13 protein-coding genes are annotated in these 12,515 nt (G+C 75.7%); 6 read left to right on the top strand and 7 right to left on the bottom strand.

What is annotated here, in order from left to right; translation table 11 throughout:
* Positions 1-121: 121 nt before the first annotated feature.
* Positions 122-661: an SMI1/KNR4 family protein gene (locus tag ACFY00_RS24070; RefSeq protein ID WP_388033593.1), complete on the bottom strand. Its 540-nt coding sequence runs from the start codon at positions 659-661 to the stop codon at positions 122-124.
* A gap of 226 nt (positions 662-887) precedes the next feature.
* The gene (locus tag ACFY00_RS24065) at positions 888-1,529 is read right to left on the bottom strand and encodes a hypothetical protein (protein WP_388033592.1); all 642 of its coding nucleotides are present in this window, start codon (positions 1,527-1,529) and stop codon (positions 888-890) included.
* A 409-nt stretch (positions 1,530-1,938) separates the two neighbouring features.
* Here ACFY00_RS24065 and ACFY00_RS24060 point away from each other — a divergent pair, with 409 nt between their 5' ends.
* A complete protein-coding gene (locus ACFY00_RS24060) occupies positions 1,939-3,150 on the top strand; it encodes a protein kinase (protein ID WP_388033591.1) in 1,212 nt (403 codons plus the stop codon).
* Between the two features lie 264 nt (positions 3,151-3,414).
* Entirely contained in the window at positions 3,415-4,812 is a 1,398-nt protein-coding gene (locus tag ACFY00_RS24055; protein ID WP_388033590.1) for a nucleobase:cation symporter-2 family protein, read from the top strand.
* A gap of 25 nt (positions 4,813-4,837) precedes the next feature.
* Here ACFY00_RS24055 and ACFY00_RS24050 read toward each other — a convergent pair whose 3' ends face one another.
* Both ACFY00_RS24050 and ACFY00_RS24045 read right to left on the bottom strand, forming a co-directional pair.
* Positions 4,838-5,401, bottom strand: a complete 564-nt coding sequence (locus ACFY00_RS24050) for a dihydrofolate reductase family protein (RefSeq protein WP_388033589.1) — start codon at positions 5,399-5,401, stop codon at positions 4,838-4,840.
* An 84-nt stretch (positions 5,402-5,485) separates the two neighbouring features.
* Positions 5,486-6,595, bottom strand: a complete 1,110-nt coding sequence (locus ACFY00_RS24045; protein WP_388033588.1) for an ROK family protein — start codon at positions 6,593-6,595, stop codon at positions 5,486-5,488.
* Between the two features lie 53 nt (positions 6,596-6,648).
* Here ACFY00_RS24045 and ACFY00_RS24040 point away from each other — a divergent pair, with 53 nt between their 5' ends.
* Genes ACFY00_RS24040 through ACFY00_RS24030 form a run of 3 tightly spaced genes read left to right on the top strand, consistent with a single transcriptional unit; the run spans position 6,649 to position 9,281 of the window.
* Positions 6,649-7,710 (top strand): Gfo/Idh/MocA family oxidoreductase, encoded by a 1,062-nt coding sequence (locus ACFY00_RS24040; RefSeq protein ID WP_388033587.1) that lies wholly within the window; start codon positions 6,649-6,651, stop codon positions 7,708-7,710.
* On the top strand, positions 7,707-8,213 hold the full coding sequence (locus ACFY00_RS24035) for a heme-degrading domain-containing protein (protein WP_388033586.1): 507 nt from the start codon (positions 7,707-7,709) through the stop codon (positions 8,211-8,213). Before ACFY00_RS24040 ends, ACFY00_RS24035 begins: the two co-directional genes overlap by 4 nt.
* 39 nt (positions 8,214-8,252) lie before the next feature.
* The gene (locus ACFY00_RS24030) at positions 8,253-9,281 is read left to right on the top strand and encodes a TIGR03617 family F420-dependent LLM class oxidoreductase (protein ID WP_388033585.1); all 1,029 of its coding nucleotides are present in this window, start codon (positions 8,253-8,255) and stop codon (positions 9,279-9,281) included.
* A gap of 26 nt (positions 9,282-9,307) precedes the next feature.
* On the opposite strand, the gene ACFY00_RS24025 is transcribed toward ACFY00_RS24030, so the two are convergent.
* Together ACFY00_RS24025 and ACFY00_RS24020 are read right to left on the bottom strand one after the other, a co-directional pair.
* Complete coding sequence (locus ACFY00_RS24025) at positions 9,308-10,363, bottom strand: phosphatidylinositol-specific phospholipase C domain-containing protein (protein WP_388033584.1); 1,056 nt, start codon at positions 10,361-10,363, stop codon at positions 9,308-9,310.
* A 162-nt stretch (positions 10,364-10,525) separates the two neighbouring features.
* Entirely contained in the window at positions 10,526-11,134 is a 609-nt protein-coding gene (locus ACFY00_RS24020; RefSeq protein ID WP_388033583.1) for a GNAT family N-acetyltransferase, read from the bottom strand.
* 273 nt (positions 11,135-11,407) lie between these two features.
* Between ACFY00_RS24020 and ACFY00_RS24015 the strand changes: the two genes are divergently transcribed.
* A complete protein-coding gene (locus ACFY00_RS24015; protein WP_388033582.1) occupies positions 11,408-11,857 on the top strand; it encodes a DoxX family protein in 450 nt (149 codons plus the stop codon).
* A 138-nt stretch (positions 11,858-11,995) separates the two neighbouring features.
* Here the strand turns inward: ACFY00_RS24015 and ACFY00_RS24010 are convergent, their stop codons facing one another.
* Complete coding sequence (locus ACFY00_RS24010; RefSeq protein WP_388033581.1) at positions 11,996-12,514, bottom strand: hypothetical protein; 519 nt, start codon at positions 12,512-12,514, stop codon at positions 11,996-11,998.
* Position 12,515 lies beyond the last annotated feature (1 nt).

Below are 12,515 nucleotides of genomic sequence, written 5' to 3'. Positions count from 1 at the left end.
ATCGCCACCCGGTTCGACAAGAAGCCCGAGAGCTACCTCGCCGGCCTCCAGCTTCGCGGCGCGATGATCTGGATCAAGGACCTCACCAGGACCACCCCTTGATCACGACCAAATACGCTCCCTAGCCGAAGTCGGCGGAGGGGAGGAAGGCGTGGGGGTCGGTGGGAAAGGAGTCGGAGAGGATCTCGGAGCGGAGGTCGCCGCTGAGGACGGCGGCGAGGAACCGGGTGCAGCCCATGTCCAGGTGCTCCCACCGGGGGCCGCGGGCCTCGTTGACCATGACGGTCCACTCGTCGGGGTCCTCGCCGGGCCGGGCGAGCCAGTAGAGGAACTCCCCGTTGTCGGTGGACGCCCACGGAACGAGGCGGGCGTCGGCTCCTTCGAGTTCCGCGGGTTTCTCCTCGCCGCCGTCCCAGAGCCACTGGTTGGCCTCGGCGCGTTCCTCGTCCGCGTCGACGAGGTCGTAGGACGCGTTCGCGCAGCCGGGTTCCAGGACCCACAGGTAGTGGTCGACGCAACCGCCGCCGTAGGTGTCGATGAACGTCCTGTAGTCGCCGGGCAGGTCGGTGCCGAGCTGGTGCCGGACGAGGTCCCAGTCCTTGGGCTCGACGCCGGCGGGGCGCGGGAGGAGGCGGCCGAGGTGCTCGAGGGCGTTGTCCACGGGGTCCGTCACTTCTTCTCGTCCTGGAACTGGAGGCCCTTGTTCCCGCAGGCCTCGGTGGTCACTCCCCTGGGGAAAGGGCCCTTGCGCTCTCCCCGGAGGGCCCGGACCAGCGGCCGACGACGGGGCCCGACCTCAACGCGTAGCCCCGAAGCCGCCGTTGACCGTACGTCGCCTGCGCGGCCGAGGCGTTCGGACCGTTCCGCGCCACTGCGGAGCCGGGCCTTCAGCCCATGCGTACCCGGCGCTCGGGCTTTCCGGTCCCCGGGTCGAGGGCCACCACGAACACCTCGCCGCCCTCGGTGGTCAGCTTGATCCGGTCGGGACCGTCCCACTGCGCCGAGGCCAGGGCGTTGTCGGGGTCGTCGCCGTTGAAGTAGCCGACCGGCCAGCGCCGCGCGGTCAGGCCGGAGCCGGCGTCCACCGAGACCCACCAGAGCGGGTCGATCACCGCGCTGCCCTCGTGGATCACCAGGCTGCGGTCGGAGCGTCCGGGGGCCGACCGGTCCGCGGTCTTGTGCGGCGCGCTGCCGAAGCCGAGCAGCGCGAAGGGCGAGGCCAGCAGCGCGCAGCCGAGGATCGGGACCAGCAGCAGCGTCCTGGTCGCCCGGGAGCGGAACCCGGCCAGGACGGCGAGGACGATCAGCGCCAGCACCGCGGCGCCGTACGGCAGCGGGTGGTGGAAGCCCTCGATGAGGACCACCGGTCCGCCGTCCCGGGTGGCTCGCGCCGCGGCGTAGACCAGCGCGACGAGCAGCGCCGCCAGCGCGAGCAGTCCGAACGCGACCGTCCGCCGCTGGCGCCGCCACCAGCGCGCCTGCGGGGGCGGCGAACCCGCCGCCCCCGGTGCCGCGCCGCCCTCGGACACCGGCTCCCCGGCGACCGGCTCCCTCGTTGCTCGACCGCTCCCGTTCACAGCCCCACCCCCGGTCATGACACCCCCGCCGAGCCGATCGGCCCAGGGGGACAGGCTACGGCCCGGACCCGCCGGTTCGACAGCGGACCGTCGACCTGCCCGACCACGTGCTCGCCGCCGCCGACGTTCGACCTCGCCGTTGCGCCGCGGCCGGTAGGGCCGGGCGCGCCCGTGCGCGAGCCCCCGGCCGGCGGCGGTCGCGTTGGAGACGGGCGCTCCCGGCCCCGGACGGCGACCCGCACCGGCGGCGGTGGCGCACATCCCGGCCGGGCCGGGCATCGCGCCGCCCATCGGGGGTACGCGCCAGCGGACCACGGCCCACCTGCACGGTGGGGTCGGCCGTCCGGCAACGGAGAGTGGCATGAACGTGACAGTAGAGAGCATCGACGACACGGCCCTGTTCGCCGGCCGGTACCGGGTCGAAGGCACCCTGGGGCAGGGGAGCGCCGCCGAGGTGCTGCGCGCCGTCGACCTCCACCTGGGCCGGGAGGTCGCGCTGAAGGTGCTGCGCCGCGGCGCTCCCGAGGACTTCGCCCGCCGGTTCACCGCCGAGGCCCGGACGCTGGCCCGGCTCCGGCACCACGGCGTGGTCGAGGTCTACGACCACGGGAGCGCCGACGACCGCCCCTACCTCGTCCTGGAACTCGTGGACGGGACGACGCTGGCCGACGTGCTGCGCGCGTCACCGCTGCCCGCCTCCGCCACGCTCCGGCTCGGCCGGGAGCTCGCCCGCACCCTGGCGTTCGTCCACGCCCACGGCGTCGTCCACCGCGACGTCAAACCGTCCAACGTCCTGATCGACGCCTCGGGGACCCCCCGCCTCACGGACTTCGGCATCGCGCGCCACCCCTGGGACGAGTACGCCCAGGACGCCGACGCGACCCGGACGGGCTTCGTCGTCGGCACCCCCGCCTACCTGGCACCGGAGCAGATCCGCGGCGAGGGCGCCCGCCCGCCCGCCGACGTCTACGCGCTGGGCCTGCTGCTGATCGAGTGCCTCACCGGTCGGCGCGTCTATCCCGGCGGCCCCATGGAAGCGGCAGTGGCCCGCCTGCTGCACTCCCCCGCCGTCCCCCCGGGCACGCCCGCACCGCTCGCCGGGGCCCTGCACGCCATGACCCGGACCGACCCCGCGGCGCGCCCCTCCGCCGCGGCCTGCGCGGACCTGCTCGACCCGCGGACGCTGCGGCTCCCGACCGTCGGGCCCGAGGCCCCGGCGGGCCGGGGCACCACCCGGCGCAAGCGCGTCGCCCTGTCCGCGGGGACGGTCGGCCTGCTGCTCGCCGCCGGAGCCGGCAGCATGGCCTTCGGCACCGGCCACCCCGCGGCACCGCCCGCCCCGCAGCCCGCGATCACCTCCACCCCCTCCCCCGCGCCGACGCCCTCCACCGCGCCGGCGCCGACACCGACGGCGAGCACCGCCGACGCCAGCACGCCCGCCGGGTCGGCCCCGCAGGACGCAGCGCGGCCCGGACCCGACCCGAAGACCGCCCCGGCGGCGGCGCCCCACGCCGACAGCGGGAAGAAGGCGGAGAAGGGCGGGAAGCCGCCCCGCAAGGGACCGAAGCGGTGAACAGGGCCTCCCGCCTACGCCCGGCGGACCGGGGTGGCCGCTCCGGACGGACGGGTGCAGGAGGGCAGTTGGGGCCACTCCTGCGGGCGTGGACGGCGGAGGTCGCGGCAGGGCGGGTGCTCGCGGAGGCGGTGGCCACCGCAAGAGCAACACCGCCGTTCGTCCGCGGAAACGCGGGCGCAATCAATTCAACAAAAAGTTGACCTCGCCGATCCGGTCGATCGGGCCTCATCCCCAACTCGGCTTCGCCCTCGGAGGCTTCCCGTGTCCCAGGCCCCCGACGCACCCGCGTCCGCGCCCCAGCCCCCGACCGTGTCCGCCCGGCACCCGGCCGACGAGGTCCTGCCGCCCGCCCGGCTCGGCCTGCTCGGTCTCCAGCACGTGCTGGTGATGTACACCGGCTGCGTCACCGTCCCGCTGGTCTTCGGCGGCGCCGCCGGCCTCGGCACCTCCACCGTCGGCCTGCTGATCAACGCCGACCTGCTGGTGGCCGGCCTGGTGACGCTCCTCCAGGCCCTGGGCGTCGGCAAGGTGCTGGGCGTACGGCTGCCCGTCGTCGCGGGTGCCACGTTCAGCGCCGTCACCCCGATGATCCTGATCGCGGGCGAGTACGGCGTGCAGGCCGTCTACGGCTCGATGATCGCCGCAGGTGTCTTCGGCCTGCTCGTCGCGGTGCCCTTCGCCCGGGCGGTGCGGTTCTTCCCGCCCCTGGTCAGCGGGTCCGTCATCACCGTCATCGGACTGTCGCTGATCGGGGTGGCCACCGGGCTGATCGCGGGCCGCGACTCCACCGCCGAGGACTACGCCGCCCCCGGCCGCCTCGCCCTGGCGGGCGGCATCGTGCTGCTGATCGTCCTGGTCAGTCGTTTCACCCGCGGCTTCCTCTCCCAGCTCGGCGTCCTGCTCGGCCTGGTCGTCGGCACCCTGGTCGCCGTTCCCATGGGCCTGACGGACTTCTCCTCCGTGGGCGGCGCCGACTGGTTCGGCCTGGCTTCGCCCTTCCACTTCGGCGCCCCGCACTTCCCGATCGCGGCCGTGATCTCGATGTGCGTGGTCATGCTGGTGACGTTCACCGAGTCCACCGCCGACATGCTCGCCGTCGGCGAGATGACCGGCCGCCCGCTCTCCCGGCAGGACCTGGCGCGCGGCCTGGCCGCCGACGGCGTCTCCGGTGTCCTCGGCGGCGTCATGAACGGCTTCCTGGACACCGTCTTCGCCCAGAACGTCGGCCTGGTCGGCATGACCAAGGTCCGCAGCCGGTACGTCGCCGCGGTCGCCGGCGGCGTCCTCCTCGTCCTCGCCCTCGTCCCCAAGCTCGGCGAGGTCGTCGCCTCCCTGCCCGGCCCGGTCGTCGGCGGCGCGGGCCTGGTCATGTTCGCCACCGTCACCTCGGTCGGCATCAGCACCCTGCGCAAGGTGGAGTTCGAGGGCACCGGCAACCTGCTGATCGTGGCCGTGTCGATCGGCGCGGGCATGCTCCCGGTCGTGGCACCGTCCATCTACCACGCCTTCCCGACCTGGGTGCAGATCATCGGCGGCAGCGCCATCACCAGCACGACGGTCACCGCGTTCCTGCTGAACCTGCTGTTCCACCACACGCCCGGACGGAAGAAGGCCGAGCCGGGGACGGAAGCGGTCCCGACGGCCGTCCCCGCCACCTGAGCCCTCCTCCGCACCGGCGGACCGGTCAGCGGACGACGCGGTAGCGGTGGTGGAGGACGCGGGCGCCGAGGGGGCGGTTCTCGACCAGGTCGAGGGTGACGCGGCGGCCGTGCCGGGGGAAGAACGGGGTGCCGCCGCCGAGGAGGACGGGGTGGATCCGGAGCCGGTACTCGTCGATCAGGTCGGCGGCGGCGGCCTCGGCGGCGAGGGTGGCGCCGCCGATCGCGATGTCGCCGCCGTCCGGTTCGGCGCGCAGCCGGGCGATCTCCTGGGCGAGGCTGCCGGAGGCCAGCCGGGCGTTGCCCCGCACCGTCGTCAGGGTGGTGGAGAAGACCACCTTGGGGAGCGCCCTCCAGAGCGCGGCGAACTCGTGGGTCGGGAAGGCGAGCGCGGGGTCCTGGTCGATGCTCTCCCAGACGAGCATCGTCTCGTACAGCCGCCGCCCCATCAGGTGGACACCCGCCCCCCGCACCTCCTCGGTGGCGTGGCGGAAGACCTCCTCGTCGGGGAAGCCCCAGTCCAGTTCGCCGTCCGGCCCGGTGACGTAGCCGTCGGCCGAGACGCCCATCGAATAGGTCACGTGGCGCATCGGAGCCCTCCTCGGTGTCGGCTTCGACGGTACGGCCCGGGGGCGGGGCGGGTGCGGGAGGCGGCGCCGGGAGCGGCGGGGCGGTCAGCCGAAGAGGCGGGACAGGGCGAGGGCGGCCGCGCCCTGGGGGACGGCGAGGGCGGTGGCGCGGGCGAGGGTGACGCGCTGCCAGTGAGGGTCGGGGAGGCGGGCGGCGAGGGCGGTGCGGATGGCGGCCTCGTAGGGTTCGGGGTCGCCGAGCAGGGTGGCGCCGCCGAGGGTGACCTCCTCGACGTCGAGGAGGCGGACCAGGTTGGCGACGCCGAGGGCGAGGACGGCGGCGGCCCGGTCGGTGCGGCCGGTGCGCAGGGCGGCGAGGCAGAGGGCTTCGAGGCAGCCGCGGGCGCCACAGGCGCAGGGCGGGCCGTCCGGGTCGAGGCACTGGTGGCCGAACTCGCCCGCGTTGGTGCGGGCGCCGCGCTGGACCCGTCCGCCGAGGACGAGTCCGGCGCCGACGCCGTCGCCGAGGTAGACGAAGGCGCGGTGGTCGGGGCCGGGACGGCTGAGGACGCCCGCGGTGGTGTTCTTCTCGACCAGGACCGGGAGCCCGGTGCGGTCCTGGACGGCTTCGCGCAGGTGCAGGCCGTGCCAGCGGGGCATGCCGGTGACCTGGTGCAGGATGCCGTCGCGGGTGTCGAGCGGGCCGGGGCAGGCCAGGCCGAGGCCGAGGACGCGGCCGCCCCCGGTGTCCGCGGTGAGTTCGCGGACCATGGCGGCCAGCCGGTCCAGGGTCGGGCCGGGCTCGCCGTCCGGGTCGATCGGGGTGCGGGCCCGGGCGACGACGGCGCCGGTGAGGTCGGTGCGGAGCAGGTGGAGCTCGCGGCGGCCGATCTCGGCGCCGAGGGCGGAGCGGGCGTCCGGGACGAGCCGGAGCAGGGTGCGGGGCTTGCCGCTGCGGCCCGCGACGTGGCTGCGGCCCGCCTCGGTGAGCAGGCCGTCGGCGAGCAGCCGGGCGGTGATCTTGCTGATGGCCTGGGCGGTGAGGCCGGTGCGGACGGCCAGTTCGACCCGGCTGGTGCCGTCCCGGGCGGCGCGGACGGCGCGCAGCACGGCGGCGTCGTTGCGGTCGCGGAGCAGCGCGAGGTTGAGGGCGCCGGGCGAGGAGGCCGGGGCGGGGGCGCCGGGGTCGAGCGGGGCGGGCGGGTCGGTGGTCACCTGTCGATTATGGGAGCTTGCCGGTTAGTCCACACTGTTGTTTAACTTGGCGCATGGACTCCTCGCCCCTCAACGTGGGACTCGTCGGCTACGGCCTCGCCGGTGCCGTCTTCCACGCGCCCCTGATCAGCACCACCCCGGGCCTGCGCCTCGCCGCGGTGGTGACCGCCGACCCGGAGCGCCGCGCCCGGGCGACCCGCGAGCACCCGCGGGCCGCCCTGTTCGCGGACGCCGACGCGCTGCTGGCCGCCGCGCCCGAGCTGGGCCTGGACCTGCTGGTGGTCGCCTCCCCCAACCGCACCCACGTCCCGTTGGCCGCCGCCGCGCTGGAGGCCGGACTGCCGGTCGTGGTCGACAAGCCGCTCGCCGCCACCGCCGCCGAGGGCGGGCGGCTGGTCGCGCTGGCCCGGGAGCGGGGGCTGCTGCTCAGCGTCTTCCAGAACCGGCGCTGGGACGGCGACTTCCGCACCGTCCGGCAGCTGCTCGACGAGGGCCGGCTCGGCCGGGTCAACCGCTTCGAGTCCCGCTTCGAGCGCTGGCGGCCCGAACTCACCGGCGCCTGGCGGGAGTCGGGCGACCCGGCCGCGGCCGGCGGCCTGCTCTACGACCTCGGCGCGCACCTGGTCGACCAGGCGCTGCTCCTGTTCGGCCCGGCCGAGCGGGTCTACGCCGAGCTGGACGCGCGCCGCACCGGCGCCGCCGCCGACGACGACAGCTTCGTCGCCCTCACCCACGCCGACGGCACCCGCTCGCACCTGTGGATGAGCGCGACCGCGGGCGACCTCGGCCCGCGCTTCCGCGTCCTGGGCTCGCGGGGCGCGTACGTCGTCCACGGCCTGGACGGCCAGGAGGACGCGCTGCGCGCGGGCCGCACCCCCGCGGACGAGGGCTGGGGCGTCTCCCCGCCCGAACGCTGGGGCTCGCTGCGGGCCGGGGACGCCGTCGAGGCGGTGGCGACCCTGCCCGGCGGCTACCAGGACTACTACGCGGGCGTGGCCGAGGCGCTGCGCGGCCGCGGGCCCTCCCCGGTCGACGCGGGCGACGCCGTGGCGGTGCTGCGCGTGCTGGAGGCGGCGCAGCGCTCCTCCCGCACCGGCGAGGTGGTGGCGCCGTGAGCCTGGGCATCCCCGAACTGGAGCGCCAGCACCGGGAGTTGCAGCTCCCCGCAGCCGGTCTGGCGGAGACCTGGCGGCTCGGCTCGCTGATCGTCGCCACCGCCCTGGAGCGCGGCCTCCCGGTCGCGGTCGACATCCGCCACGGCGAGCAGCTCGCCTTCCACGCCGCCCTGCCGGGCACCAGCGCCGACAACGACGACTGGATCCGCCGCAAGGCGGCCGTGGTCCGCCGCTTCGGCGAGGCCTCCTACCTGGTGGGCGAACGCCACCGGGCCAAGGGCCGCACCTTCGACCTCGACCCCGCGCGGTACGCCGCGCACGGCGGCTCCTTCCCGCTGCTGGTGCGGGGCACCGGCATGGTGGGGACGGTCACCGTCTCCGGCCTGCCGCAGCTGGAGGACCACCTGCTGGTCACCGAGTGCCTGGCCCGGTACCTGGCGGAGCAGGAGGGCCGGGACGCGGTGGCGGCCCCGCGGGCGGCTCCGGGCCCCGCGGGCGCATAGCATCGGGCGGTCACCGCCGCCGCCCGAGGAGGACCCGCGATGCGCCTCGACCTCTCCGCCACCGCCCTGCCCGCCGCCTCGCCCGAGCTGGCCCGGCTGGCCGAGGAGTCCGGGGCCGACCGGATCAGCCTCGCGGAGACCTCGCACGACCCGTTCCTGCAACTGGCCCGGGCCGCCGACCGGACCTCCCGGATCGAGCTCGCCACGGGCGTGGCGGTGGCGTTCGCCCGGACGCCGATGGTGCTGGCGTACCAGGCCTGGGGGCTGCAGGAGAGCTCCGGCGGGCGGGCCGCGATCGGGCTCGGCACCCAGGTCAAGCCGCACGTGGTGCGCCGCTTCGGCATGCCGTGGGACCGGCCGGCCGCGCGGATGCGGGAGTACGTGGCGGCGGTGCGGGCGATCTGGCACAGCTGGCAGAGCGGTGAACGGCTGGCGTTCCGCGGCGAGTTCTACCGGCACACCCTGATGACGCCGGTGTTCGCGCCCGACCCGCTGCCGTCCGGCCCGCCGCCGCTGCTGCTGGCCGGGGTCGGGCCGCTGATGACGGCCGCGGCGGGGGCCGTCGCCGACGGGTTCCTGGCCCACCCGTTCTGCACGCCGCGGCACCTCGCCGAGCAGGTGCTGCCCGGCGTCCGGGCGGCCCGGGCCCGGGCGGAGGCCGCCCGGGAGCCGTGGACCGCCCGCCCGTTCGAGGTGGTCGCCAACGTGCTGGTGGCCACCGGGCGGGACGAGGAGGAGTACCGGGCCAACCTGCGCCTGGTGCGGGAGCGGATCGCCTTCTACGCCTCCACGCCCGCCTACCGTCCGGTCCTGGAGACCCACGGCTGGGGCGACCTGCAGGAGGAGCTGCACCGGCTCTCCACCCGCGGCCGCTGGCAGGAGATGGGCGAGGCCCTGGACGACACCGTCCTGTCCGCCTTCGCCGTCACCGGCCCGCCCGCCGAGGCCGCCCGCGAACTGCGCCGCCGTTACGGCGCGTTGGCCGACCGCCTCTGCCTGTCCGGCCCGGACGGCGCCGACCCCGCCGCCCTGCTGCGCGTCCTGGCGGAGACCCGCGCGCTCGGCTGACCCGCCGGGCCGGTCCCGTCGCGGGGTCAGCCGCGCGGCAGGACCAGGGACTGCACCTCGGGCAGGTGCCGCCAGTCGGAGGAGACCAGGGTGGCGTGGGCGGCGGCGAGTTGGACCGCTCGGGCCCGGGCCTGGTCGGCCGTGGGGTCGGTGGCGCTGATCGCCGGGGCGACGTTCTGCGCGTCGGTCATCGAGAGCAGGTAGTGCCGCTGGTCGTACCACGCGGTGTCGATGCCGTTCAGGTACGCGGCGGCGTCGCCGTCGAAGACCACGAACCAGGGGCGGACGGTGGTCTCGGCGTAGCCGGTGCGCGGGTCGCCCGCGGCGGCGCCGTGCACGGCGGGGAAGACCCGGGCCTCGCCGATCCGCCCGGCGGCGGCCAGGTCGCGCAGGTGGCGGGCCTCCTCGACGTCGGTGTGCAGGGTGTCGAAGGGGTTGCCCTCCTCGACCGTCCCGGGGATCGCGTACACCAGGACGCGCCCGGCCAGCGCCGCCCGGCTCGGCCAGTTCCCGGCCCGGGCCGCGTCGTCGAGCGTGGCGTAGCTGCCGCCGCCCGGCTTCGCCAGCAGCTCGGCCGGGCGGAGGGCGGCGCCGCCGAGGTGGGCGGCGATCAGCGCGTCGAGCTCGGTCGGCCCCATCCCCCGGTTCGCGGCGAACCCGCCCTTCAGCTCCAGCTTGACGGTCAGCGGCCCGGCCCCGGGGTGCGCCGCCAGCCAGACCCGGACGTCGTCGAGGCAGTTCTCCAGGTTCTTGTTGGTGCCGCCCGCGTACAGCTGGGCGGGGGTGTCGGCGCTGACGCAGTTGTTGGCGTTCCCGAGCGGGTTGGAGTGGCTGACCTTCCACTCCGTGGTGACGGTGTCGGTCCACACGTCCAGCTCGATCATCGAGGTCCCGGTGTCCAGCGCCTCGGCGAGGTGCCCGAAGGCCGCCGGGTCGTAGGTGTTGTGCAGGCCGACCCCGGTGGTCGAGGCGAACGGCTGCTCCCCCGCGGTGGCGGCGTCGGCGACGGCGCCGAGCCGGCCGGGCAGCAGGAAGGCGGCGAGGAGCACGGCGGTGAGGGTGGCGGTGCGGCGGAGGTTCATGCGGTCCCCTGGACGGTCGGGCGGCCCGAACTGACGGCCGGTCAGCGAACAGGATGGACCACCCGACGGTCCTTCGGGTGACATGACAACAAAGTGCCGGGGAAGCCGACGCGTCGTCGAGCGGTCGACTCCCCCGGCGGACGCCCCCGCCGGGGCCTGCGGTCAGCGGGCCGGGCGCCACATGGTGGTGACGGTGTGTCCGGTGGCGGTGGTGACGTCCTGGCGGGGGACGAAGCCGACGCCGCGGTAGCGGGCGAGGTTGGCGGGGTTGGAGGACTCCAGGTAGGCGGGGGCGCCGAGGGCGTCGATCCGGGCCAGGCTGCGGGCGAGGAGTCCCATGCCGAGGCCCTGGCCGCGGTGGTCGTCGTGGACGCCGAGGAGGGTGAGGTAGAAGCAGGGGACGCCGGGGTGGGCGGCTTCCAGTTGGTCGTAGATGCCCAGGATCGCGCGGGCCGCCTCCGGGCCCGCGGCGGCGGTGAGCAGGGCGGGGAGGTCGCGGGCCTCCCGGGCGGTGAGTTCGGTGCCGCCCGGCGGGATCCACACGGCGACGGCCTCCGCGCCGGGGGTGACCAGGGTCCAGGGGTAGCGCAGCGCCGAGGCGGCGTACAGGCGCCACATGACCGCGGCCTGTTCGGCGCGCCGGGACGGGTCGGGGAAGGCCGGGCCCCAGAGCGGGTCGTGGAAGAAGGCGCTGGTGAGGGTGGAGACCATCGCGTCGAGGTCGGCGGGGGTGGCCGCCCGGGCGGGGGTCGGCGGGTGGGTGCTGGTCACCGCCGCACCGTAGCCGGAGGGACGGCGGCGGCGCTCGACGGATTCCGTCGTCGGGGCGCCGGGAGGAACGCCGGGAGGGGCGCGATCGGGGCCCGCGCGCTCTCAAACGGGGGGGGCGATTCTCAGAGGATTCTCAGAGGATCAAGAGCTTGGCCCGCCCGCTGATGGTGCGTCAGAATTGTCGGAGTCCGCTCAATCAGGCGATGTACCACCCTGGCGCAGACAGCTCCCGCACCTGCTCGAGACCCCGTCCCCACACCAGGAGTCCCCATCATGCTCGAAGACCTCTCGCGACTCGCCGATCGGTCCCGGCCGACCGTGCTCGGCCTGACCCGGATCGTGGTGTCGCTGCTGTTCGCCTGCCACGGAGCGGCCACCCTGTTCAACGTCCTGGGCGGCCCCCACGGCAAGGCGCCGTCGGTCGGCGAGTGGCCCGGCTGGTGGGCCGCGCTGATCCAGCTGGTGGGCGGCGCGCTGGTGCTGGTCGGGATCGCCACCCGGCCCGCCGCGCTGCTGTGCTCGGGCTCGATGGCGTACGCGTACTTCAGCGTGCACCAGGAGAACGCGCTGTGGCCGATCCAGAACGGCGGCGAGCCGTCCGCGATGTTCTGCTGGGTGTTCCTGCTGATCGCGGCCGTCGGGCCGGGCAGCTTCGCGCTGGGCAGCCTGCTGCGCCGTCAGCCGGAGCGGCAGGAGCAGGCGGCGCGGCCCGCGGTGGCCTGAGCCTCCGGCGGCGACGCCGATCCGGTCCGACCCGAGCGGTGCCGCCGTGGGACGCCACGGCGGCACCGCTCGTCCGTTCCCGGCAGGGGAACGTCGTCCTCGGCTCACGCGCGGTGGAGGTGCCGGGCGGGGCGGGGGTCAGCAGCCGGGGGTGGCGGGGACGGCGGCGGTCAGGGCGCGGGCGGCGGCCCGCAGCTCGGCCGTCCAGGTCCGCAGGTCGGTCCCCACGGTGTAGGCGAGGCAGCAGGTGCACTGGGGCATCAGGGCGACGAAGGCCCGCTCCTCGGCGGTGCCGGTCTGCGCCTCCCACCACTCCTCCCCCGCCGCTTCCCCCGGGTCGACCGTCCCGTCGACGAGCCCGGCCGCCAGCCTGCGCAGGGCGTGGCGGCGGGCCGTGACCGGGTCGGGCAGCGGGAGGCCGCACTCGGCGAGCGCCTGGGCGAAGGCGTCGTGGACGTCGCCGCTCGCCGAGTTGCGCGGCAGTCCGGCGAGTTCGCACAGGGTCGGGGTGTCCAGTCCGGCCGCGAGCGCCTCGGCGGCGATCATCGGCAGGTCCTCCGGGCGGATCCCGTCCACCCGGTAGCGGCACGCGGCCTCGCCGAGGAGGGCGAGGCCGCGCCGTGCGGAGGTGGTGGGCTCCGGTCCCGGTGTCGTCATG

It is taken from the genome of Kitasatospora sp. NPDC001540 (genome assembly GCF_042894345.1).
Lineage (GTDB): Bacteria > Actinomycetota > Actinomycetes > Streptomycetales > Streptomycetaceae > Kitasatospora > Kitasatospora phosalacinea_C.
Note: the sequence above shows the minus strand (reverse complement) of the source record. Positions and strands in the feature narration are given on the sequence as shown.

Coding starts and splice junctions, on each gene's coding strand:
- ACFY00_RS24060 (WP_388033591.1), top strand. CDS start 1,939: ATGAACGTGACAGTAGAGAGCATCGACGACACGGCCCTGTTCGCCGGC.
- ACFY00_RS24050 (WP_388033589.1), bottom strand. CDS start 5,401: ATGCGCCACGTGACCTATTCGATGGGCGTCTCGGCCGACGGCTACGTC.
- ACFY00_RS24040 (WP_388033587.1), top strand. CDS start 6,649: ATGGACTCCTCGCCCCTCAACGTGGGACTCGTCGGCTACGGCCTCGCC.
- ACFY00_RS24030 (WP_388033585.1), top strand. CDS start 8,253: ATGCGCCTCGACCTCTCCGCCACCGCCCTGCCCGCCGCCTCGCCCGAG.
- ACFY00_RS24025 (WP_388033584.1), bottom strand. CDS start 10,363: ATGAACCTCCGCCGCACCGCCACCCTCACCGCCGTGCTCCTCGCCGCC.
- ACFY00_RS24015 (WP_388033582.1), top strand. CDS start 11,408: ATGCTCGAAGACCTCTCGCGACTCGCCGATCGGTCCCGGCCGACCGTG.
- ACFY00_RS24010 (WP_388033581.1), bottom strand. CDS start 12,514: ATGACGACACCGGGACCGGAGCCCACCACCTCCGCACGGCGCGGCCTC.